This window comes from Bacillus sp. CD3-5 (assembly GCF_006349665.1).
GTDB lineage: Bacteria > Bacillota > Bacilli > Bacillales > Bacillaceae_G > Bacillus_A > Bacillus_A paranthracis.
In genome coordinates this window covers 1-24,364 of sequence record NZ_VEPX01000022.1, presented here as the reverse complement: position 1 = coordinate 24,364, position 24,364 = coordinate 1, and the positions used below count along the sequence as shown (strand labels likewise).

The window sequence follows — 24,364 nt, the reverse complement described above, 5'->3', positions numbered from 1 at the left end:
AACTAATGTGTAAAATACTATGTCTAACAGTTGGTGATTTTTACATGAACAGGTAAATTCACCACTTTGATCATCAGTAGAAAGTGAGGCAGCATTAGAATGAAAGCAACTGGAATCGTACGTCGAATTGATGATTTAGGTAGGGTAGTAATCCCGAAGGAAATTCGTAGAACTTTACGTATTCGAGAAGGGGACCCACTAGAAATATTTGTAGATCGCGATGGAGAAGTAATTTTAAAGAAATATTCTCCAATTAGCGAGCTAGGTGATTTTGCAAAAGAATATGCAGATGCTTTATATGATAGCTTAGGACATAATGTGCTTGTATGTGATCGAGATTCTATTATCGCAGTATCAGGTGTATCAAAAAAAGAATACTTAAATAAAAGTGTTGGCGATTTAATTGAAAAAACGATGGAAGAAAGAAAGTCTGTTATTATGACGGACGAAAGTGATATTTCCATTATTGATGGTGTAACAGAAAAGGTTCATTCTTATACAGTTGGGCCGATTGTTGCAAATGGAGACCCAATTGGGGCTGTCATTATTTTTTCAAAAGAAGCGATTATAAGCGAAATAGAACACAAGGCGGTCAATACTGCTGCCAGTTTCTTAGCAAAACAAATGGAACAGTAAAGGTGTATGATTTTAGAAGTAGCAATCTTTCCTAATTATGATATTTCTTCTTGAGAAATCAATTATTTGGAGATATATGTATATTGAATGAAGGTAGCGCTTTGCTACCTTTTTTCATTGAATATTTCTAACGTTGCACGAACGTATTCTTACTTGTGTAGGTAAGGAAGCTTGTCCTTTTCTTTATGATATAATACGAGGGGTGAGAATAGAAAAAGGAGTTTTCTTGCATGGAATCGAAGAAGTATCAAGCCTTTTGGCGTGGGGCTATTATATTAACAATCGCAAGTTTTGTTACAAAGGTATTAAGCGCCTTTTACCGTATTCCATATCAAAATATAGCGGGTGACGTTGGTTTTTATATTTACCAACAAATTTATCCATTTTATGGATTTTGTTTAATTTTAGCTACTTATGGGTTCCCTATTATAATTTCAAAAATGGTTGCGGAACGATTAGAGCGAGGGAAAAAACAAGAAGCAGAGGAAATTATTTGTGTATCTTTTTGGTTTTTATTAGGGATTGGTTTCATAGGATTTTTTACATTGTTCTTTGGTGCCGAAGCAATTGCGATAGCTATGGGCGATATACACTTAGATAAGCTATTACGCGTTATTTCCTTTTCATTCATATTGATGCCGTTTTTATCTGTAGCAAGAGGATATTTCCAGGGATTCAATAATATGATGCCAACAGCTGTTTCGCAAGTGATAGAACAAACGATTCGTGTTTCTATTATTGTATTTTTATCTCTATTCCTAATTGCTCACGAATTTGATTTATATACAGTTGGTGCAGGTGCTATGCTCGGTTCAATCGCAGGTGGATTGATTGGGATTATCGTACTTATACTTTATATGCGTCATGACTTTCGTTCTATATTCTTCAAAAGTGTAAAGAGGATTAAAGGGAAAAAGAAGATTATAAAAATCCTGTTTTGGCAGGGGTTAGCGATTTGTGTTAGTAACTTAGTGCTTATTTTTATACAAATGGCTGATTCTATTTCTTTCTATTCTCTACTTATTGGAGCGGGAGAGCCAGTTGAAAGTGCAAAGGTGTTAAAAGGTGTTTATGACAGAAGTATCCCGCTTATGCAATTGGGTACTGTCGTGACAACTTCCTTCTCGTTGTCGCTTATTCCAATTATTACAGCAGCGAAGGAAAGAGGGGATCTTACCTTTATTCGAGAAAAGGTAAGGTTAGCGATGAAAATAACATTTGTTATCGGATTTGCAGCAGCCATTGGATTAACTTGTATTATCCAACCTACGAATATTATGTTGTTTGAAAATAGTGATGGGTCAGATGTTTTATCTATTTTATCTTTATCTATTTTATTTAGTTCATTGTCGATTACAACTGCTTCTATTTTGCAAGGGTTAGGACAAACATTAAAACCAGCAATATTTGTTATATGTGGCGGTTGTTTAAAGTTAGCTTTAAATTATATATTAATGCCATATTTTAGTGTGAAGGGAGCTGCAATTGCGACGCTAGTTGCGTTAATTGTAATTTCTATACTAAATAGTGTATTACTTATGCGAGCTGTATCCGAATCGCTTATCGACAAACGGAATATGTTAGGTATAGTTATTAGTGGTATCGGTATGGGATTTGTACTAATAATGTTTATGCGTGTATTGCAAATGTCTGGATTAGTAATGGATACAAGTCATAGAGGTGTTGCAACACTTGAGGCGTTGTTAGGTGTAGCCATCGGCGGATTGGCATATATGTTTTTCATTTTAAAATTACGTGTATTTACAAAAGCAGAAATAGGAACCGTTATGAAAAAAGAGAAAAAAGAAGGTTCATTGAAGAAGAGTGGATAGAGGTGACAGGTTGTGAGTGGAATCATTACTATTTTAGGATTAGGTGCTGGTGAATTAGATCAGTTAACGATGGGTGTATATAGAAAAATAAAAGAAGCAGATCACATGTTTGTTAGAACGAAGGAACATCCCGTTATAGAAGAGTTGGAGAAAGAAGGTATACGATATACTGCTTTTGACAATGTATATGAAGCACATGATACATTTGAAATTGTATATGAAACAATTGCGAATACATTGCTAAAACAAGCTGAAGGTGCAGAAATCATCTATGCTGTTCCAGGGCATCCACTTGTAGCGGAAAGAACGGTTCAGCTACTATTGGAAAAAAGTGAAGTAGCGAATATTGAAGTGCGAATTGAAGGTGGGCAAAGTTTCCTTGATCCTATGTTTGCAAGTCTTAAGATTGATCCGATTGAAGGATTCCAATTAATTGACGCTACATCATTTGAAAGAGGACAATTAGAATTACGTCAACACTTAATCTTTTGCCAAGTATATGACGCATTCGTTGCATCAGATGTGAAATTAACATTAATGGAGATGCTGCCAGATGATTATGAAGTGTATATCGTAACAGCTGCAGGGACTTCATTTGAGCAAGTGAAAAAGGTGCCGTTGTACATGTTAGATCATGAAACGGAGTTGAATAATTTAACGAGTGTGTACATACCACCAGTTCAGGAACGTGCATCCTTGTATCAACAGTTTGATGTGCTTAGAGAAATTATTGCAGATCTTCGTGGCCCGAATGGCTGTCCATGGGATAAAAAGCAAACACATCAATCTTTAAAGAAATATTTAATTGAGGAAGCTTATGAAGTATTAGAAGCAATTGATGAAGAGGATGATGATCACTTAGTAGAAGAACTGGGTGATGTATTATTACAAGTTATGCTTCATGCCCAAATCGGAGAGGACGAAGGTTGGTTCTCTATAGATGATATTATTCGAACTTTATCTGAGAAAATGGTTCGTCGTCATCCGCATGTATTTGGGAATACGGATGTAAATAATGCCGATGAAGTAATTGCCAATTGGGAAGAAATTAAAAAACAAGAAAAAGGGTTTGTAAAAGAATCTGTTTTAAATGGAGTTCCAAAAAGTTTGCCGCAGTTACTACGCGCTTATGAAATCCAGAAAAAAGCTGGTAAGGTTGGTTTCGATTGGGTTGATGTACAGCCGATGATAGAGAAAGCCTTAGAAGAATGGCAAGAGTTCCAACAAGAAGTTACAAACATGGATGAGGCGAAGATGTTAAGTGAATTTGGCGATTTACTATTTGCGTTTGTTAATATAGCTCGTCATTATAAAATAGATCCAGAAGAAGCGTTACGTTCAACAAATGAGAAATTCGTCAGTCGTTTTTTATACATGGAAGCAAAGGTAGCTGAAATGAAGAAAGAGATGCAAGATTTATCATTAGAGCAGTTAGATGTTTTCTGGGAAGAGGCAAAACAAACAGAGCGTTAATAGGGGGATTTAATATGCGTCTAGATAAGTTTTTAAAAGTATCACGTTTAATTAAAAGAAGAACATTGGCGAAAGAAGTAGCTGATCAAGGAAGAATATCCATTAATGGTCAAGTGGCAAAAGCAAGTTCAGATGTAAAAGTAGCTGATGAATTAACAATTCGTTTTGGTCAAAAAATAGTAACTGTAAAAATAAATGAATTGAAAGAAACGACTAAAAAAGAAGATGCAGCAAATATGTATAGCTTAGTTCGTGAAGAAAAAGTAAAGGCCGAAGAAGGCTTGTTCTAAAATCGATTATCCCTTCATACATTACTATTAGCTAGTATAAATGTATGGGGGGATTTACGTGAATAATGGTTACTCACCTATGTCTTCTAATCAACAAAATGTTTCTGTAGAGCATGATATTGTTATGCGTGGCAGACGTGTAATTGATATTACCGGTGTAAAGCAGGTAGAGAGTTTTGATAGCGAAGAGTTTTTACTTGAGACTGTAATGGGCTTTTTAACAATTCGCGGTCAAAATTTGCAAATGAAAAATTTAGATGTAGAAAAAGGTGTTGTATCGATTAAAGGGAAAGTTCATGAGATGCTGTATATTGATGAGAATCAAGGGGAGAAAACTAAAGGCTTCTTTAGTAAGTTGTTTAAATGAGTCTAACAATTCAGTTGTATACGATGCTCTCAATGATCGGAATGGGTGCTTGGATTGGAGCGTCTTTAGATACATACCAACGATTTTTAAAACGTCAAGAACGTAAGCGTTGGATTGTATTTATACATGATATACTATTTTGGATTGTCCAAGCATTATTCGTTTTTTACGTATTACTTCTTGTAAATGAAGCTGAACTACGTATATATGTATTTTTAGCATTATTATGTGGTTTTGCGGCATATCAAAGCATGTTGAAAGCAATATACATGAGACTGTTAAATTTTCTCATCTATATTTTTGTGCAAACAACACACTTTTTTGTTCAAATTATACAGCTACTCATGATAAAACCTGTTATTATTATAGCGCAGCTATTTATTGCATTTATATTATTCTTATTTCGTATACTGCTTTCAATTGGACATGTGTTATGGAAAATGGTGATTTGGATATTACTTTTCATATGGAAAGTTTTTTTCTGGCCTGTTCGATTTATTGCTTCGCTCATATGGAAACTTCTCCCTAATCGTGTTAAACTTTTTATAATGAAGCATGTAGGGTTCCTGCAATATATAGCAAAATTGAAGGGACATATCTTCCAATTGTGGGAGCGTATAAAAAAGAAGTTAGGGGGACCTCGGAAATGAGGGAACTGAGACAAAGAACAATCGAAAAACAGAGTCCAAATCCTGTTAAAGAGCATATAATACAAACGGATGAGAACAGGAAGCGACTTTATCGCCGTTTAGCGGTTTTTCTTGTCTTTGCTTTTACAATTATTGCGAGTATTAGTGTAACGTTTTATCAACAAAACAGTTCCATTAAAGCAAAAGAAGCAAAAGTTAAGGACATGAAAAAAGAACTGGATTCATTAACGAACAAAGAAAAGAGTCTAAAAGACGAAGTTCAAAAGTTAAATGATGAAGAGTACGTATTAAAGATTGCTAGAAGGGATTATTTCTTCTCTGGAAAAGGGGAGATAATTTTTCCTGTTTCTAAGTAGAGTATGTCTTATTGACACTATATTTTAGGATTATATATAATAAAGTAAAATTTGACTTTTTAACCACTAAGGAGGAGCATTTTTTTTATGTCAATCGAGGTAGGCAGCAAGTTACAGGGTAAAGTAACAGGTATTACAAATTTTGGGGCTTTTGTGGAGCTGCCAGAAGGCTTAACGGGTCTTGTTCATATTAGTGAAGTTGCTGATAATTATGTGAAAGATATTAACGATCACTTAAAAGTGGGCGACCAAGTAGAAGTAAAAGTTATTAACGTTGAAAAAGATGGTAAGATTGGTCTATCTATTAAAAAAGCGAAAGAGCGTGAAAAAACAGAAGGAGATCGTCCACGTGGTGAATACCAACGCGGTGGTGATCAACAACGTTCTGGACGTCCACAACGTAATCGTTCTTTCAACAGAGATAACCGTGGTGGCGGTAACGACCGTGCTCCAAAAGAAACATTCGAGCAAAAGATGGCACGTTTCTTAAAGGATAGTGAAGATCGTTTAACTTCTTTAAAGCGTAACACTGAATCTAAACGTGGTGGCCGTGGCGCACGTCGCGGATAATAAGAACGTTTAATTCTTAGAATATAGAGAGGTGCCCAGGGCGATTGCTCAGGGTGCTTTTTTATATGTGAAAATATATTTTTAAAAAAGTTTTCAAGATGTGTTGACTTTAAATTATATCTGAGGTAAGATACTAATTGTCCGTTAAATAAGACGACATGGCGGTGTAGCTCAGCTGGCTAGAGCGTACGGTTCATACCCGTGAGGTCGGGGGTTCGATCCCCTCCGCCGCTATATTTAATTTAACGGCCCGTTGGTCAAGTGGTTAAGACACCGCCCTTTCACGGCGGTAACACGGGTTCGAATCCCGTACGGGTCATCTAAAAAGATCATGCAAATGCGCATGATCTTTTTTTTGTTAAATAAATTAAGACATACAACACTTCTACAAAATCACCCTATATTTTCTGAATGTTCGATTAAAATATTAAAAATAAAATACATACTGTGTATATATGTAGAGTTATTTCGAATAAAAAGTCGAACGATTATAAAAGTGAAAACTGTTGTTTTGACAAAAATCCCAATAATCATCTTTTATAATGACAGTAATTAAACTATGCAGGTGGTGTTAAAAATATGCCTAAAGCAGGAAGGAATACTATGAATACAAGTGCATTGGCAATGAATGAAGGTCAGCTTGGAGGAGTAAAGTGGACGAGTAAGTTGCGAATGAAGTTTGAGCAAGTTTTCTTTAGATGGGGATTCATTATTGTTGTTATTGGTTTTCTTTTGGGACGAGCATATATATTAACAAACATTTTACCGTTTGCACTACCGTTTTTTGCTGCTGTTTATGTTATGAAGCGGGATAAAATGCCGCTCGCATTCTTGGCCCTAATGGGGGGCGCACTTTCAGTTTCGATAGATAATTTATTCTTTACCTTTGCATCTATTTTTACTTTCTTCATTTATAATATCTTCTTTAGTCGGTTTACACGTAAAACTGTTGGACTTGTACCATTCCAAGTATTTATCTCCGCATTAACTGCACATTTAGTTGTCGTATATTTTGCACAACAAACTGTTACCATGTACGATTTACTCGTTAGTACGATTGAGGCAGGGCTTAGCTTTGTATTAACTATGATATTTTTACAAAGTGTCCCGCTTTTAGTAGAAAGAAAAGGGAAACAACAAGCGTTAGAGACAGAAGAAATTGTTTGTTTAATTATATTACTAGCATCTGTTTTAACTGGTACAACAGATTGGTTCATATATGACGCTTCTATTCAACATATTTTTACTAGGTATTTAGTGCTTGTGTTTGCGTTTATCGCAGGAGCGGCTACAGGATCTACAGTAGGGGTCGTCACTGGGTTAATATTAAGCTTAGCAAATGTCTCTAGTTTGTCCCAACTTAGTCTGCTTGCTTTTTCTGGATTGCTTGGTGGTTTGTTAAAAGAAGGGAAACGCTTAGGTGTTAGTTTAGGTTTATTAATTGGGACAAGCTTGATTACGCTATATGTAGACAAGCAAACAAACATTGTGACAACTTTAATTGAATCTGGTGTGGCGATTGCTTTCTTTTTATTAACACCGAAACTTGTTATGGATCGTATTGCTAAATTTATGCCAGGCACACAGGAGCATTCGCAAGATCAACAACAATATTTAAGAAGAATGCGTGATGTTACAGCGAATAAAATCAATCAATTTGCCAATGTATTTGCTGCTTTATCTAATAGCTTTTCTGTATATGGATATGTGGAGGAGGAAGATAAAGAGACGGAGGCAGATTTGTTCTTAAGTACAATTACTGCAAAAACATGTCAAACATGCTTTAAAAAGGACCAATGCTGGGTAGTTAATTTCGATAAAACATATGATTATATGAAACAAATAATGAGTGAAACGGAAGAAGGAACTCTGCAGCATAATCGGAAGTTAGTTCGTGAATGGGACAAGCATTGCGTAAGAGGCAAGAAAGTGACGGATTTAGTAGCGGGTGAATTAGATCACTTCTATGAGGGACAAAAATTACGAAAACAAATGAAAGAAAATCGTAGAATAGTAGCGGAGCAACTATTAGGTGTATCAAAAGTTATGGAGGATTTTGCTAAGGAGATACAAAGAGAACGAGAAAATCATCAAGTACAGGAAGAGCAGATTCTGCAAGCGTTTCGTGATTTTGGTGTAGAAGTAGAGCATGTTGATATTTATTGTTTAGATAGAGGGAGTATTGATATTGAAATGTTGATTCCAGTTGCATCTAATGAACACGGAGAGTGTGAAAAATTAGTTGCACCGATGCTTTCTGATATTCTAAAGGAAAATATTGTTGTGAAACATGAAGAAAAATCTTCTTATCCGAACGGCCACAGTTTAATATCATTTGGTTCAGCAAAAACGTATTCCCTTGATACCGGCTTGGCCACAGCCGCGAAAGGCGGTGGGTTTGTTTCGGGTGATTCTTATGCGATGATGGATTTAAGTGTTGGGAAATATGCCCTTGCAATTAGTGATGGCATGGGAAATGGACAAAGAGCTCATATGGAGAGTAAAGAAACAGTGAAATTATTACAAAAAATACTTCAGTCAGGCATTGATGAGGAGATAGCAATTAAATCTATTAACTCTATTCTCTCTTTAAGAACAACAGAAGAGATGTTTACGACATTAGACTTAGCTATGGTAGATTTGCGGGATGCGAGTGCGAAGTTTTTAAAGATTGGATCAACGCCGAGTTTTGTTAAACGTGCAAATAATATTTTGAAAATTGAAGCAAGTAATTTACCAATGGGGATTATCGAGGATGTTGAAGTTGATGTAGTGGGTGAGCAATTAAAAACAGGTGATATTCTTATTATGATGAGTGATGGGATTTTTGAGGGCGCGCAGCATGTAGAGAATCACGAGTTATGGATGAAGCGGAAAATTAAAGAGTTACAAACTGAAGATCCGCAAGAGATTGCTGATATCATCATGGAAGAGGTGATTCGCTCTGGCGATGGTTATATAAATGATGATATGACTATTGTGGTGGCGAAAGTGAAGAAAAATATGCCGAAGTGGGCTACCATTCCAATTGTGGGAATGCAGGCACAATAAAGTTGAAGTGTGATGTTCCTTTATCGCTTTTTCCTTCTAAAAACCTAGGTGAATACCTAGGTTTTTTTGCTTTAAAAGATAATGTTATTATTTTTGTGAATATGTACGGATGATGTAAGATAAAAATGTAATTTTTGTATATCTTTTTTTTGCACAATGTTTGTAAAAGTTGTACCATTATAAACAAGGTAACTAACGTTGCTGTTCTTGTTTAATGAAAGGTGATTACGAAGTTGAAAGATACATTTGTTGAAAAGGTAGATGACTTTGTAAAGCAGCATGATGTATTAAAGGAACGCTCAACAATTGTTGTAGGGGTTTCTGGTGGTCCTGACTCTTTGGCTCTTCTATATTATTTGTTAGAGAAAAGAGCAGCAAAACAGTTTGAAATTGTAGTGGCTCATGTGGATCACATGTTTAGAGGTGATGAATCTCATGAGGACCTACAGTTTGTGCAGGACCTTTGTAAAGGACTGGGAGTTATTTGCGAAACGATAAGAATTAATGTGTCGCAATATCAACAGCAATACGGGATGAATGCACAGGTTGCTGCTAGAGAATGCAGATATGCATTTTTGGAAAGAATAATGAAGAAATATGATGCGAGATATGTAGCCCTTGGACATCATGGTGATGACCAAGTAGAGACGATTTTAATGCGTCTTGTACGAGGGAGTACTCCGAAAGGATATGCAGGAATTGCAGTGAAGCGTCCTTTTCATAATGGATATTTAATTAGGCCGTTACTTGGAGTAACAAAGGAAGAAATTGTTGATTACTGTAATAAGCTGAAAATAATTCCTCGTATAGATCCAAGTAATAAAAAGGAAGTATATACAAGGAATCGATTACGTAAATATGTTCTTCCTCATTTGAAAGAAGAAAACCCACAAGTGCATGAGAAATTCCAAAAATTTAGCATGCAGATGCAAGAGGATGAGGCGTATTTGCAGGAATTAGCTTTTGAGAAAATGAATAAAGTAATTACAAAAAAAAGTGATAAACAAATTAGCATATCAATTCCTGCCTTTGAATCCATGTCTATGCCTTTACAAAGAAGAGGGATTCAACTAATATTAAACTATCTTTATGAATATAAGATTCCATCTTCTCTTTCCTCTATACATATTGACAAAGTGATTGAGTTTTTTAAGCGGACACAACCTTCGGGTTCACTTGATTTCCCAGGTGATTTGAAAATTGTTCGCGCATACGAGGAGTGTAGCTTTGGATTTAAACAAGAAATTGTTTCTCCTTTCTTACAAGATTTATCAGTTCCCGGGACAATTACGCTATCGAACGGGGATAAACTTGTAACAGAGGTGAGCGAAGATATACCAAGTGACATGAATGAAACAGTATTTGTTGCTAAGTATAATGATATATCATATCCGCTTCGTATTCGGTCTAGAGAAAATGGAGATCGCATGTCAATACAAGGTATGAATGGCACCAAAAAGATAAAAGCTATTTTTATCGAAGCGAAAGTGCCAAGAGAAAAAAGAGAAGAATGGCCGGTCGTTTGTGATGCAAGAGGGAATGTTATTTGGTTACCCTTGTTGAAGCGATCTGCATTTGCTATCTCGAAAGAGAGAGCAAAGAAGGATAAATATATGATTATTCACTACAAAAGCAAGGAGTCTTCCGGGAGGATAATGAAATGATGAATCAAGATATCGAAAAAGTATTAATTTCTGAAGAGCAAATACAAGAAAAGGTGCTCGAATTAGGCGCGATTATTGCAGAGGATTATAAAAACACAGTACCTCTTGCGATTGGTGTACTAAAGGGTGCAATGCCATTCATGGCAGATTTATTAAAGAGAACAGATACATATCTTGAAATGGACTTTATGGCTGTATCTAGTTACGGTCACTCAACTGTTTCAACAGGCGAAGTAAAAATTTTAAAAGACCTTGATACTTCTGTAGAAGGTCGCGATATTTTAATCGTTGAAGATATTATTGATAGCGGTCTTACGCTAAGTTACTTAGTAGACCTATTTAAATATCGTAAAGCGAAGTCTGTAAAAATTGTTACGTTATTAGATAAACCAACAGGCCGTAAGGTAGATTTGAAAGCGGATTATGTTGGATTTACTGTACCGCATGAATTTGTTGTAGGATATGGATTAGATTATAAAGAGCAGTACCGTAATCTTCCTTATGTAGGAGTATTAAAACCAAGCGTTTACTCAAATTAATTAAATACAGGCGTCACAATTGTATAGGAAAGTTTTTCTATGTTACGATTTACTATAGTGTTTATGCCGTGAGAGGAGGTTAGGAATGAATCGTATCTTCCGTAATACCATCTTTTATTTACTGATATTCCTAGTAGTAATTGGAATCGTGAGCTATTTTAATGGTTCGACACAAAAAACGACATCAGTTAGCTACGATAAATTCATTACTAAACTAGAAAAAGGTGAAGTTCGTAATGTGCAACTTCAACCGAAAAATGGTGTGTTTGAAGTAAAAGGACAATTTAATAACTCTAGCCAGGGAGAACAATTTGTTACTTATGCACCAAATACTGAGGAATTACAAAAGAAAATTAATGATAAAGCGCAAGGTGCTGAAGTTAAGTATCAACCAGCAGAAGAAACAAGTGCTTGGGTAACCTTCTTTACTTCTATCATTCCGTTTGTCATTATCTTCATTTTATTCTTCTTCTTATTAAACCAAGCTCAAGGCGGCGGTAGCCGTGTTATGAACTTCGGGAAAAGTAAGGCGAAGTTATATAATGACGAAAAGAAAAAAGTTCGTTTCAGAGATGTTGCTGGAGCGGATGAAGAGAAACAAGAGCTTGTTGAGGTAGTTGAATTCTTGAAAGATCCTCGTAAGTTTGCTGAAGTTGGTGCCCGTATTCCGAAGGGTGTTCTATTAGTGGGACCTCCAGGTACAGGTAAAACTTTACTAGCACGTGCCGTTGCAGGTGAGGCAGGCGTTCCGTTCTTCTCTATCAGTGGTTCTGATTTCGTAGAGATGTTCGTCGGTGTCGGTGCATCACGTGTACGTGATTTATTCGAAAACGCAAAGAAAAATGCTCCTTGTATCATTTTCATTGATGAAATTGATGCTGTAGGACGCCAACGTGGCGCAGGTCTTGGTGGTGGCCATGATGAGCGTGAGCAAACGTTAAACCAATTGCTTGTTGAAATGGATGGATTCGGTGCAAACGAAGGTATTATTATCATCGCTGCGACAAACCGTCCTGATATTCTTGACCCAGCATTATTACGTCCAGGTCGTTTTGACCGTCAAATTACAGTAGATCGTCCAGATGTAAATGGTCGTGAAGCTGTACTGAAAGTACATGCTCGTAATAAACCGCTTGATGAGAATATCAACTTAAGAGCAATTGCAACTCGTACACCGGGATTCTCTGGTGCCGATCTTGAAAACTTATTAAACGAAGCTGCTTTAGTAGCTGCGCGTCAAGATAAGAAGAAAATTGATATGAGTGACATTGATGAAGCAACGGATCGTGTTATTGCAGGTCCGGCTAAGAAAAGTCGTGTTATCTCTGAAAAAGAACGTAATATCGTTGCTTTCCATGAAGCGGGCCACACTGTAATTGGTGTTGTTCTTGATGAAGCAGATGTCGTTCATAAAGTAACAATTGTCCCTCGTGGTCAAGCTGGTGGATATGCAGTAATGCTTCCGAAAGAAGATCGTTACTTCATGACAAAACCAGAGTTACTTGATAAAATCACTGGTTTACTTGGTGGTCGAGTAGCTGAAGAAATTGTATTTGGTGAAGTGAGTACAGGTGCTCATAATGACTTCCAACGTGCGACTGGTATTGCAAGACGTATGGTTACGGAATTTGGTATGAGTGATAAGCTTGGACCAATGCAATTTGGTAGCTCACAAGGTGGTCAAGTGTTCTTAGGAAGAGACTTCCATTCAGAACAAAACTATAGTGATGCGATTGCACACGAAATCGATATGGAAATGCAAACGATTATGAAAGAATGTTATGCTCGTGCAAAACAAATTCTTACTGACAATCGTGATAAACTAGATCTTATTGCGAAAACGTTACTTGAAGTAGAAACGTTAGATGCAGAGCAAATTAATCATTTATGTGATTATGGCAGATTGCCAGAACGTCCAACATCTTCAGCTGATGTGAAAGTAAACATCAACATGAAGAAGGACGATGAAGAATCAGAAGATAAGTAAGAGATGAAGGAGTGACGATAGTCACTCCTTTTTTATTTGTAGAAGGGAACTAAGTAGAAAAAGAATTTAAATAAATCTGGTATTAAAAATTGAAATGGAGAGTAATCTTTTTGTAAAATGATGAGGATAGAAAAGCTGATTATATAAGTATGTGTGATATGATGTTTTTATAAGTTTTATGCATACTACATAAATATAGATTAAATAAGATAAGTGGTGAGAATATGATTTTTGTATTGGATGTAGGGAACACAAATGCTGTACTGGGCGTGTTTGAAGAGGGGGAACTTCGTCAACATTGGCGCATGGAAACAGATCGTCATAAGACAGAAGATGAATATGGAATGCTTGTAAAACAGTTGCTTGAGCATGAGGGTCTTTCGTTTGAAGATGTGAAAGGTATTATCGTGTCTTCAGTCGTACCACCAATTATGTTTGCTTTAGAGCGCATGTGTGAAAAGTATTTTAAAATTAAGCCGCTTGTAGTAGGTCCTGGAATAAAAACGGGGCTAAATATTAAATATGAAAATCCACGTGAAGTAGGTGCGGATCGAATCGTAAATGCAGTAGCAGGAATCCACTTATATGGAAGTCCGCTTATTATTGTCGATTTTGGTACGGCTACTACATATTGTTATATTAACGAAGAAAAGCATTATATGGGTGGAGTTATTACACCGGGAATTATGATTTCAGCAGAGGCTTTATATAGTAGAGCAGCAAAACTTCCTCGTATTGAAATTACAAAACCCAGCAGTGTAGTTGGGAAGAATACGGTAAGTGCGATGCAATCTGGTATTCTTTATGGTTATGTAGGACAAGTGGAAGGTATTGTTAAGCGCATGAAAGAGGAAGCTAAACAAGAACCGAAAGTTATTGCAACAGGTGGATTGGCGAAATTAATTTCAGAAGAATCGAATGTAATTGATGTTGTAGATCCATTCTTAACATTAAAAGGTTTGTATATGTTATACGAGCGTAATGCAAATTTACAGCATGAGAAAGGTGAATAAATAAGTATGAAAGATTATTTAGTAAAAGCGTTAGCATTTGATGGGGAAGTGCGTGCGTATAGTGTACGTACTACAAACACGGTAAGTGAGGCGCAAAGACGTCATGATACATGGAGAACAGCTTCAGCGGCACTTGGTCGTTCTTTAACTGCAGGTACAATGATGGGTGCAATGTTAAAAGGTGACCAAAAGCTAACGATTAAAGTAGAAGGTAATGGCCCGATTGGTCCTATCTTAGTAGATGCTCATGCAAATGGGGATGTACGTGGTTATGTAACGAATCCGCATGTTGACTTTGAAGGAACAGAACAAGGGAAATTACGTGTATATCAAGCGGTAGGTACTGAAGGGTTTGTAACGGTAATTAAAGATATTGGTATGCGTGAGCCGTTTATTGGTCAATCTCCAATTGTTTCAGGAGAATTAGGAGAAGACTTCACGTATTATTTTGCAGTTTCTGAGCAGACGCCTTCTTCAGTAGGTGTTGGTGTCCTTGTAAATGGAGATGATAGCATATTAGCAGCAGGTGGATTTATCCTTCAAATTATGCCGGGTGCACAGGAAGAAATAATTTCATTCATTGAAGAGCGTTTACAGAAGATTCCTCCTGTATCAACATTGATTGAACAAGGGCTTTCTCCAGAAGAGTTACTGTATGCAGTCCTTGGAGAAGATAAGGTAAAAGTATTAGAAACGATGGATGTTCAATTTAATTGCACATGCTCACGCGAACGTATCGAGAGTGTGTTAATTAGTTTAGGTAAAACGGAGTTAGAGCAAGTTCGTGAAGAAGAAGAAGAAACAGAAGTTCATTGTCATTTCTGTAATGAGCGATACAAGTTCTCTAAAGAAGATATTACAAATTTAATTGAGAATTTGTAATAAGGGAATTCGTCCTCTAAATACATTGACAAACAGGGAATTTTCTGACAAAATCTAAATATAGATAAAACCAATAAAAATACTCGGTGTTAGGAGTGACAGGAATGCGAGTGGCACAATCAGTTTCAGAATTAATCGGGAAAACGCCGATCGTTAAGTTGAACCGCATCGTAGAATCAGACAGCGCAGATATATACTTAAAATTAGAATTTATGAATCCAGGGAGCAGCGTTAAAGATCGTATCGCATTAGCTATGATTGAAGATGCTGAGAAAAAAGGATTATTAAAAGAAGGCGATACAATCATTGAACCGACAAGTGGTAACACTGGAATTGGTTTAGCGATGGTAGCGGCTGCTAAAGGATATAAGGCAATTTTAGTAATGCCAGAAACAATGAGTATTGAACGTCGTAATTTATTACGTGCTTACGGTGCGGAATTAGTATTGACTCCAGGGCCTGAAGGAATGGGTGGAGCAATTCGTAAAGCGACTGAATTAGCAAAAGAGAATGGTTACTTTATACCACAACAGTTCAAAAACCAATCGAATCCAGAAATTCACCGTTTAACAACAGGTCCAGAAATTGTTGAACAAATGGGCGACCAATTAGATGCGTTTATTGCAGGTATTGGTACGGGTGGAACGATTACTGGTGCTGGTGAAGTGCTGAAGGAAGCATATAAAGATATTAAAATTTATGCAGTAGAACCTGCGGATTCACCAGTATTATCTGGTGGGAAACCAGGCCCGCATAAAATCCAAGGAATTGGGGCTGGATTTATCCCAGAGACATTGGATGTAGAAGTATATGATGAAATTGTTCAAGTGAAAACGGAGCAAGCGTTTGAATATGCAAGAAGAGTGGCTAAAGAGGAAGGTATTCTAGTTGGTATCTCTTCTGGAGCAGTTATTTATGCAGCAACAGAAATTGCGAAAAAGTTAGGTAAAGGGAAAAAGGTACTTGTTATTATCCCAAGTAACGGTGAACGTTATTTAAGTACACCACTTTATCAATTTGAGTCTTAATTACATGTGATTGAAAAAGCATCCTTGAAAAAGGATGCTTTTTCTTTTTGGATTGGAAATAGGAAAAGAGTGAATGACTAGAAAACTTCATGTAAAATAAGAGGTAGTATAATTAATTTATTTTCACTAGCCTTCGAGTATAACTCTTCTATATACATAACGAATGTAGTTTGAAGTGGTTAAAATAAGAGGGTGGGATAAAAGAAGACGGGGTGTTGATATGCAACGAAGAAAATCTTTAGCGCTTTCTATTCCATATCAGTTAGATTTCTTTAAGCAATATAAATTTCTTTCTAAGGATAAACCGCAACATATTTTGTTAGAGAGTGGGCGTGGCGGTCGTTATAACATTGTGGGGTTAAACCCGGTAGCGGTAATCCGAGGGAAGGGTGAAACGTTACATATAAGTGAAAGTGGTAAGGAAACAATAAAGCAAGGAAACCCATTAGATTTAATGCAGGAATATATGGAGCGATGGAAAACGGATTATAATCCGGAATACCCGCCTTTTCAAGGTGGTGCAATTGGCTACTTTAGTTATGATTGCATCCGTTATATTGAAAAACTTCCTTCTCTTGCCGAGGATGATATTAATATACCTGACATATTCTTTTTATTATTTGATGATGTGTTTGTGTATGATCAAGAGGAAAAAGTATTATGGATTATTACACATTATGCAGATAAGCATGAAGAGGCAAAAGAACGATTACATGAGTGGAAGGTTCTTTGGGCGACAGAAGCGCCGGAAGTGACTATACCGTTTGCATGCCCTGAAAAGAAAAGTGAAGCAGTTGCTTTTACTGAAGAAGGTTTTATGAAGGCAGTTGAATGTATTCAAGAATATATTGGTGCTGGTGATGTGTTCCAAGTGAACTTGTCAACAAGACAAGAAAGAACGTTACAAACACATCCATTAGAAATTTATACAAGTCTTCGCGAAATTAATCCATCTCCATATATGGGTTATTTGGAGCTTGGGGATTTTCAAATTGTTAGTGGATCGCCGGAGTTGCTAATTAAGAAACAAGGAACTGAAGTAAGTACAAGACCAATTGCTGGAACGAGATCTAGAGGGGCGAATGAGCAAGAGGATGAAGAGTTGGCAAGAGAATTAATTGAGAATGAAAAGGAACGAGCAGAGCATGTCATGCTTGTAGATTTAGAGCGAAATGATTTAGGGCGTGTTTGTAAATATGGCACTGTAGAAGTAGATGAATTTATGGTAATTGAGAAATACTCACACGTTATGCATATTGTTTCTAATGTGCGTGGTGAGGTGGAAGAAGATAAAGACGCTTTTGATTTAGTGAAGGCTGTATTCCCTGGGGGGACAATTACTGGTGCCCCGAAAATACGTACGATGGAAATTATTGAAGAATTAGAACCTGTTCGCCGAGGGATTTATACAGGTTCAATTGGTTGGATTGGTTATTCTGGAGATACAGAATTGAATATTGTGATTAGGACGCTTCTTGCTAAAGATGGAAAAGCGCATGTACAAGCGGGAGCGGGAATTGTAATTGATTCAAATCCGGAAAATGAATATAAAGAGTCGTTAAAAAAGGCGATTGCTTTATGGCGTGCAAAAGAACGTAGTGAAGAAACGGTTAGGTGAGAGAAATGATATTAATGATTGATAATTATGATTCTTTTACATTTAATTTAGTGCAGTTTCTTGGAGAACTTGGACAAGAGCTTGTTGTTAAACGTAACGATGAAGTGACTATTTTAGATATTGAGAATATGAAACCAGACTTTTTAATGATTTCGCCAGGTCCATGTAGTCCGAATGAGGCAGGGATTAGTATGGAGGTTATTCGATACTTTGCTGGAAAGATTCCGATTTTTGGGGTTTGTCTTGGGCATCAATCTATTGCGCAAGTATTTGGTGGAGAGGTTGTCCGTGCAGAGCGATTAATGCATGGGAAAACATCGCTTATGCATCATGATGAGAAGACGATTTTTTCGGATATCCCTAATCCGTTTACCGCGACGCGCTATCATTCCCTTATTGTTAAGAAAGAGACGTTACCTGATTGTTTAGAGGTAACGTCTTGGACAGAAGAAGGGGAAATTATGGCGCTCCGCCATACAACATTACCGATTGAAGGTGTGCAGTTCCACCCGGAATCTATTATGACTTCTCACGGGAAAGAGTTGTTGCAGAATTTCATTCGTAAATATAGTCCAAGTGTGACATCATGTTAATTTACGTAAATGGTCAGTATGTAGAATCGAGTGAAGCGAGAATTTCTCCTTATGATCATGGTTATTTATATGGTCTTGGAGTTTTTGAGACTTTTCGTATTTATAATGGTCATCCTTTCTTATTGGATGATCATTATGACCGTTTAATAGATGCGTTGGATACATTGCAAATTAAATGGTCGATGACGAAAGATGAAGTAATGCTTATTTTGAAGAATTTACTCGTTAAGAATAAATTAGAGCATGCGTATGTCCGTTTTAATGTATCGGCGGGTATAGATGAAATTGGATTGCAAACAGAAATGTATGAAGAGCCGTCTATTATTGTTTTTATAAAACCTTTAGCGGCCCCGGGAGATGTAGTGGAAAAAGAAGGGGTTGTCTTAAATCAAGTGAGAAATACACCAGAGGGTGCATCTCGCTTGAAGTCTCACCATTATTTAAATAACATTTTGGGGAAACGTGAAATTGGAAATGGTGTGAATAAGGAAGGAATTTTCCTGACTGAAGTAGGTTATGTTGCAGAGGGTATTGTTTCGAATCTCTTTTTTGTGAAAGGTGATATTTTATATACACCTTCGCTTGAAACAGGGATTTTAAATGGTATCACTCGTGCGTTTATTATAAAGGTTGCTGAAGAGATTGGTATAGAAGTAAAAGAAGGTTTCTTTACAAAAGATGAATTACTTTCAGCCGATGAAGTCTTCGTAACAAACTCGATTCAAGAAATTGTTCCGCTTAATCGTATAGAGGGACGAGATTTCCCGGGTAAAGTAGGTATGGTTACAAAAAGATTTATGAACCTTTATGAAATGCAGAGAGAGAAATTGTGGAGCAGAAATGAATTACGAAGAGGAGATGTGTAGTTTGAAGTGGGATTATGATTTGCGCTGCGGCGAATATACATTGAACTTAAATGAAAAAACGTTAATTATGGGGATTTTAAATGTAACACCAGATTCGTTTTCTGATGGTGGGAGTTACAACGAGGTAGATGCTGCAGTGCGCCATGCGAAAGAAATGCGAGATGAAGGTGCTCATATTATTGATATTGGTGGCGAATCTACTCGTCCGGGCTTTGCTAAAGTGTCAGTGGAAGAAGAAATAAAACGAGTTGTTCCAATGATTCAGGCTGTCTCAAAAGAGGTGAAATTACCTATTTCTATCGACACATATAAAGCGGAAGTTGCAAAACAAGCGATCGAAGCTGGTGCTCATATTATTAATGATGTTTGGGGAGCGAAGGCGGAACCGAAAATCGCTGAAGTTGCGGCTCATTACGATGTACCTATTATCTTAATGCATAATCGCGATAACATGAATTATCGTAATTTAATGGCTGATATGGTTGCTGATTTATATGACAGTATTAAAATTGCTAAAGATGCTGGTGTACGAGATGAGAATATCATTTTAGACCCAGGCATCGGTTTTGCTAAAACACCTGAACAAAATTTAGAAGCGATGCGTAATTTAGAACAGTTAAACGTACTAGGTTATCCAGTTCTCTTAGGGACTTCAAGAAAGTCCTTTATTGGGCATGTGCTAGATTTACCGGTAGAAGAACGTCTTGAGGGGACGGGAGCTACCGTTTGTCTTGGTATTGAAAAGGGTTGTGAGTTTGTTCGTGTTCATGATGTGAAGGAAATGGCACGTATGGCTAAGATGATGGATGCGATGATTGGTAAGGGGGTAAAGTAATTGGATAAAATTTATATTCATGATATGGAGTTTTACGGTTATCATGGTGTATTCCCAGAGGAAAATAAATTGGGCCAGAGATTTAAAGTGGACTTAACGGTGGAATTGGATTTGAAACAAGCAGGAGAAAGTGATGACTTAGAGCATTCTGTTAATTATGGAGAGCTTTTCGAATTATGTAGGAAAGTTGTAGAAGATAGAACATATAAGCTTGTAGAGAGTATTGCTGAAAATATTGCTACAGATATATTGAAACAATATGAGAGTATTTCAAGATGTACGATAAAGGTAATTAAACCAGATCCGCCGATACCAGGACATTATCGTGCTGTAGCGGTAGAAATTACGAGAGAACGTCCATGAATAATATAGCTTACATTGCATTAGGTTCAAATATTGGAGAGCGTTATACGTATTTAACTGAAGCGATTCAGTTTCTGAATAAAAATCCTTATATCAAAGTTGAGGATGTTTCGTCTGTATATGAGACGGAACCGGTTGGCTATACTGACCAAAGTTGCTTTTTAAATTTAGTTATAAAAATTTCTACCAATTTATCACCGCAAGAATTATTGAAAGTAACGCAAAAAGTAGAAAATGATCTAGGAAGAAAAAGGGAAATTAGGTGGGGACCTAGGACTATCGACCTTGACATTTTACTATATAATCAAGAAAATATTGAAGCAGAGAATCTTATTGTTCCGCATCCGCGGATGTTCGAAAGAGCTTTTGTTATCGTTCCGTTGTTAGAGATTAATCAAGATATAAAACAAAACATTTCACGTTCACAAGTAGAAGAAATGAAAAGGCGAGAGGGAGTAACGGTATGGAAGCAGAAAAATGGGGAAGACGCATTCGTGCTTTTCGAAAACTAAAAGGTTATACGCAAGAAGGTTTTGCAAAAGAATTAGGGGTATCTGTATCTGTTTTAGGTGAAGTTGAGCGAGGGAATCGATCGCCTTCCCAAGACTTTGTAGTGGAAGTTGCTAAAGCATTAAAGGTCTCGATAGATGAGCTAATGCCAAAGTGACCATGAAGGAAGGAGTAAATCGAGTGTTAAAAATCGCAAATATTGAGATGAAAAATCCGGTTGTATTAGCACCGATGGCGGGAGTGTGTAACTCTGCATTCCGTTTGACAGTAAAAGAATTCGGTGCAGGCCTAGTTTGTGCTGAAATGGTAAGTGATAAGGCGATACTACTGAACAATAAAAGAACATTAGATATGTTATATATTGATGAGAGAGAAAAGCCATTAAGTTTACAAATTTTTGGTGGCGAGAAAGAAACTCTTGTAGATGCTGCGAAATACGTAGATCAATATACGACAGCAGACATCATTGATATTAATATGGGGTGCCCAGTACCAAAAATCGTTAAGTGTGATGCAGGAGCAAAGTGGCTTTTAGACCCAAATAAAATATATGAAATGGTAGCGGCAGTTGTAGATGCTGTAGAAAAACCAGTTACAGTAAAAATGCGTATCGGTTGGGATGAGGATCATATTTTCGCAATCGAGAATGCGAAAGCTGTTGAGCGTGCTGGTGGACAAGCGGTAGCGGTTCATGGGCGCACACGAGTACAAATGTATGAAGGAAAAGCGGATTGGGATATTATTAAACAAGTAAAGCAAGCTGTAAATATCCCGGTTATCGGAAATGGCGATGTCGCAACGCCGCAAGATGCAAAGCGTATGCTTGATGAAATTGGTGTAGATGGTGTTATGATTGGCCGCGCTGCCCTTGGAGATCCATGGATGATTTATCGTACGGTAAAGTATTTAGAGACTGGTGAATTAATGCCGGAACCGACAGTACGTGAGAAAATTGACGTATGTATGTTGCATCTAGATCGTCTGATCGATTTAAAGAATGAAAATGTCGCTGTAAGAGAGATGAGAAAGCACGCAGCTTGGTATTTAAAGGGCATTCGTGGTAATGCAACTGTACGTAATGGTATCAATGCTTGTAATACGCGTGAAGACCTTGCAAATGTATTAAGTACATTTGTAGAAGAAGTAGAAGCGAAACAACAAACAATTCACGTTGGTTAATAATAGGAAGGGAAGATTGACATTCTTCTATACACTTCCTATAATTACGTGAAAGAAAGAAGAACTGCCAGTTAGTTGCTGGCAGTTTTTCTAGTTGAGTAGAAAATGCTATACTGTATATATTGTAAAAATTAATAGAGCTGGAGTGATATCAATACCATGGATAACATGAACCACGAAGAATTAAACGACCAATTGCTTGTTCGTCGTGAAAAGCTACATAACTTACGTGAGCAAGGGATCGATCCGTTCGGTAAACGTTTTGAACGTACAAATGCAACAAATGAATTATTAAGCCTATATGGAGAGTTCTCTAAAGAAGAATTAGAGGAGAAAGAAATCTCTGTTTCTATCGCTGGTCGTATTATGACAAAACGCGGTAAAGGAAAAGCTGGATTTGCACATATTCAAGATTTACATGGACAAGTTCAAATTTACGTTCGTAAAGATGCTGTTGGAGATGAAGAGTACGAATTATTTAAAACGGCAGATTTAGGTGACTTAGTAGGTATTGAAGGTAAAGTTTTCAAAACGAACGTTGGAGAACTTTCGGTGAAAGCAACGGGCTTTACGCTATTAACGAAATCTCTTCGTCCATTACCGGATAAATATCATGGATTAAAAGATGTTGAACAACGCTACCGTCAACGCTACTTAGACTTAATTACAAGTATGGAAAGCCGTGAAACATTTGTTACTCGCAGTAAAATCATTCGTGAAATGAGAAGATACTTAGATGACAATGGTTATCTTGAAGTGGAAACACCTATGATGCACGCAATTGCAGGTGGAGCTTCTGCGCGTCCTTTTATTACGCATCATAATGCGTTAGATATGGAATTATATATGCGTATCGCAATTGAACTTCATTTAAAACGCCTTATTGTGGGTGGATTAGAAAAAGTTTATGAAATCGGCCGTGTATTCCGTAACGAGGGTGTATCAACTCGTCATAATCCCGAGTTTACGATGATTGAATTATATGAAGCGTATGCTGATTATAAAGATATTATGAAACTAACAGAAAATATGGTTGCTCATATCGCGAAGCAAGTACTAGGTACAACAACAATTCAGTATGGTGATTATGAAATTAATCTAGAACCAGAATGGACACGTCTTCATATGGTAGATGCAATTAAAGAACATTCTGGAGCAGATTTCTGGAATCCGATGAGTGTAGAAGAAGCGCGTGAACTTGCAAAAGAACATAATGTAGAAATTAAGGATACAATGGAAGTTGGTCATATTATTAATGAATTCTTCGAGCAAAAAGTAGAAGATAAATTAATCCAACCAACATTTATTTACGGTCATCCGGTAGAAATTTCGCCACTTGCGAAAAAGAATGACGAAGATCCACGATTCACAGATCGTTTCGAATTATTTATCGTTGCACGTGAACATGCAAATGCATTCACTGAATTAAATGATCCAATCGATCAGAAAGAACGTTTTGAAGCGCAATTAAAAGAACGCGAACAAGGTAATGATGAAGCTCACATGATGGATGATGATTATATCGAAGCTCTTGAGTATGGTATGCCTCCTACAGGTGGACTAGGAATTGGTATTGATCGTCTTGTTATGTTATTAACGAATGCACCATCTATTCGTGACGTACTATTATTCCCTGCTATGCGTCATAAACAAGACTAAGCTTTGGAGATTTCTCCAAAGCTTTTTTTATCGCGATTGGTGAGGTTTGATTAAAGTTTCACTTTATTTGAGTATGAGCGTGGAGATTAGATGTTGATGTTGGAAGAAATTATATTTATATAGAAGAAAAGTGCTGTTTTTATACTTTTTTACTAAGTTAAAAATTTTATTAGAAAAACTATTGCATTTTAATAATCAAACTGGTATATTTATATTCGTTGCCACGAAAGGTAACAAACAAAACAAACGAAAAACAACTTATTGAAAAAAGTTGTTGACGAAAATATAACGAAATGTTATATTGATAAAGTCGCTTCTGAGCGGCGAAGTAGTTCTTTGAAAACTGAACGAAACAAACAACGTGAAACGTCAATTTTTATTTTAGATGCTAGACAAACTAACT

24 protein-coding genes and 2 tRNA genes are annotated in these 24,364 nt (G+C 36.8%); all 26 read left to right on the top strand.

Going from position 1 to position 24,364, the window contains the following annotated elements; genetic code table 11:
- Positions 1–99 precede the first annotated feature (99 nt).
- Entirely contained in the window at positions 100–636 is a 537-nt protein-coding gene (gene spoVT / locus FH036_RS25540; protein ID WP_000648302.1) for a stage V sporulation protein T, read from the top strand.
- A gap of 230 nt (positions 637–866) precedes the next feature.
- Positions 867–2,468 (top strand): putative polysaccharide biosynthesis protein, encoded by a 1,602-nt coding sequence (locus tag FH036_RS25535; protein ID WP_000444155.1) that lies wholly within the window; start codon positions 867–869, stop codon positions 2,466–2,468.
- 12 nt (positions 2,469–2,480) lie between these two features.
- Entirely contained in the window at positions 2,481–3,941 is a 1,461-nt protein-coding gene (gene yabN, locus FH036_RS25530) for a bifunctional methyltransferase/pyrophosphohydrolase YabN (RefSeq protein ID WP_000014267.1), read from the top strand.
- Between the two features lie 14 nt (positions 3,942–3,955).
- Positions 3,956–4,231 carry an RNA-binding S4 domain-containing protein gene (locus FH036_RS25525; RefSeq protein WP_001234876.1) on the top strand — a complete coding sequence of 92 codons (276 nt, stop codon included), beginning with the start codon at positions 3,956–3,958 and terminating at the stop codon, positions 4,229–4,231.
- Between the two features lie 58 nt (positions 4,232–4,289).
- Positions 4,290–4,598 carry a sporulation protein YabP gene (gene yabP, locus FH036_RS25520; protein ID WP_001059102.1) on the top strand — a complete coding sequence of 103 codons (309 nt, stop codon included), beginning with the start codon at positions 4,290–4,292 and terminating at the stop codon, positions 4,596–4,598.
- Positions 4,595–5,248 carry a spore cortex biosynthesis protein YabQ gene (gene yabQ, locus FH036_RS25515; RefSeq protein ID WP_000059762.1) on the top strand — a complete coding sequence of 218 codons (654 nt, stop codon included), beginning with the start codon at positions 4,595–4,597 and terminating at the stop codon, positions 5,246–5,248. The genes yabP and yabQ overlap by 4 nt, the downstream gene beginning before the upstream one ends.
- Positions 5,245–5,604 carry a cell division protein DivIC gene (divIC, locus tag FH036_RS25510; RefSeq protein ID WP_001208736.1) on the top strand — a complete coding sequence of 120 codons (360 nt, stop codon included), beginning with the start codon at positions 5,245–5,247 and terminating at the stop codon, positions 5,602–5,604. The genes yabQ and divIC overlap by 4 nt, the downstream gene beginning before the upstream one ends.
- An 87-nt stretch (positions 5,605–5,691) precedes the next feature.
- On the top strand, positions 5,692–6,174 hold the full coding sequence (locus FH036_RS25505; RefSeq protein ID WP_000021452.1) for a S1 domain-containing RNA-binding protein: 483 nt from the start codon (positions 5,692–5,694) through the stop codon (positions 6,172–6,174).
- A 160-nt stretch (positions 6,175–6,334) separates the two neighbouring features.
- Positions 6,335–6,408, top strand: a tRNA-Met gene (locus FH036_RS25500).
- A gap of 13 nt (positions 6,409–6,421) precedes the next feature.
- Positions 6,422–6,493 (top strand) — tRNA-Glu (locus tag FH036_RS25495).
- Between the two features lie 260 nt (positions 6,494–6,753).
- Complete coding sequence (gene spoIIE, locus FH036_RS25490) at positions 6,754–9,225, top strand: stage II sporulation protein E (protein WP_001123530.1); 2,472 nt, start codon at positions 6,754–6,756, stop codon at positions 9,223–9,225.
- Between the two features lie 233 nt (positions 9,226–9,458).
- Positions 9,459–10,889 (top strand): tRNA lysidine(34) synthetase TilS, encoded by a 1,431-nt coding sequence (tilS, locus tag FH036_RS25485; RefSeq protein ID WP_000655446.1) that lies wholly within the window; start codon positions 9,459–9,461, stop codon positions 10,887–10,889.
- On the top strand, positions 10,886–11,428 hold the full coding sequence (gene hpt, locus FH036_RS25480; RefSeq protein ID WP_000981838.1) for a hypoxanthine phosphoribosyltransferase: 543 nt from the start codon (positions 10,886–10,888) through the stop codon (positions 11,426–11,428). Before tilS ends, hpt begins: the two co-directional genes overlap by 4 nt.
- Before the next feature lie 85 nt (positions 11,429–11,513).
- Complete coding sequence (ftsH, locus tag FH036_RS25475) at positions 11,514–13,415, top strand: ATP-dependent zinc metalloprotease FtsH (protein ID WP_001079659.1); 1,902 nt, start codon at positions 11,514–11,516, stop codon at positions 13,413–13,415.
- Positions 13,416–13,639: 224 nt separating this feature from the next.
- Positions 13,640–14,428: a type III pantothenate kinase gene (locus FH036_RS25470; RefSeq protein ID WP_000578367.1), complete on the top strand. Its 789-nt coding sequence runs from the start codon at positions 13,640–13,642 to the stop codon at positions 14,426–14,428.
- A 6-nt stretch (positions 14,429–14,434) separates the two neighbouring features.
- The gene (hslO, locus tag FH036_RS25465; protein ID WP_139896367.1) at positions 14,435–15,310 is read left to right on the top strand and encodes a redox-regulated molecular chaperone HslO; all 876 of its coding nucleotides are present in this window, start codon (positions 14,435–14,437) and stop codon (positions 15,308–15,310) included.
- A gap of 104 nt (positions 15,311–15,414) precedes the next feature.
- Positions 15,415–16,338, top strand: a complete 924-nt coding sequence (gene cysK, locus FH036_RS25460; protein ID WP_001261701.1) for a cysteine synthase A — start codon at positions 15,415–15,417, stop codon at positions 16,336–16,338.
- 220 nt (positions 16,339–16,558) lie between these two features.
- Positions 16,559–17,956, top strand: coding sequence for an aminodeoxychorismate synthase component I (pabB, locus tag FH036_RS25455; protein WP_138322576.1), 1,398 nt, complete (start codon positions 16,559–16,561; stop codon positions 17,954–17,956).
- A 5-nt stretch (positions 17,957–17,961) separates the two neighbouring features.
- A complete protein-coding gene (pabA, locus tag FH036_RS25450) occupies positions 17,962–18,549 on the top strand; it encodes an aminodeoxychorismate/anthranilate synthase component II (protein ID WP_000602285.1) in 588 nt (195 codons plus the stop codon).
- On the top strand, positions 18,543–19,415 hold the full coding sequence (gene pabC / locus FH036_RS25445) for an aminodeoxychorismate lyase (protein WP_000909886.1): 873 nt from the start codon (positions 18,543–18,545) through the stop codon (positions 19,413–19,415). Before pabA ends, pabC begins: the two co-directional genes overlap by 7 nt.
- Entirely contained in the window at positions 19,390–20,250 is an 861-nt protein-coding gene (gene folP / locus FH036_RS25440; RefSeq protein ID WP_002081846.1) for a dihydropteroate synthase, read from the top strand. The genes pabC and folP overlap by 26 nt, the downstream gene beginning before the upstream one ends.
- Complete coding sequence (folB, locus tag FH036_RS25435) at positions 20,251–20,613, top strand: dihydroneopterin aldolase (RefSeq protein WP_000358059.1); 363 nt, start codon at positions 20,251–20,253, stop codon at positions 20,611–20,613.
- Complete coding sequence (gene folK / locus FH036_RS25430; protein WP_001059445.1) at positions 20,610–21,125, top strand: 2-amino-4-hydroxy-6-hydroxymethyldihydropteridine diphosphokinase; 516 nt, start codon at positions 20,610–20,612, stop codon at positions 21,123–21,125. Before folB ends, folK begins: the two co-directional genes overlap by 4 nt.
- The gene (locus tag FH036_RS25425) at positions 21,077–21,280 is read left to right on the top strand and encodes a helix-turn-helix domain-containing protein (RefSeq protein WP_000387027.1); all 204 of its coding nucleotides are present in this window, start codon (positions 21,077–21,079) and stop codon (positions 21,278–21,280) included. Before folK ends, FH036_RS25425 begins: the two co-directional genes overlap by 49 nt.
- A 23-nt stretch (positions 21,281–21,303) precedes the next feature.
- On the top strand, positions 21,304–22,302 hold the full coding sequence (dusB, locus tag FH036_RS25420) for a tRNA dihydrouridine synthase DusB (RefSeq protein WP_000912260.1): 999 nt from the start codon (positions 21,304–21,306) through the stop codon (positions 22,300–22,302).
- A gap of 159 nt (positions 22,303–22,461) precedes the next feature.
- On the top strand, positions 22,462–23,961 hold the full coding sequence (lysS, locus tag FH036_RS25415) for a lysine--tRNA ligase (protein WP_000369678.1): 1,500 nt from the start codon (positions 22,462–22,464) through the stop codon (positions 23,959–23,961).
- The last annotated feature ends 403 nt before the right edge of the window (positions 23,962–24,364 follow it).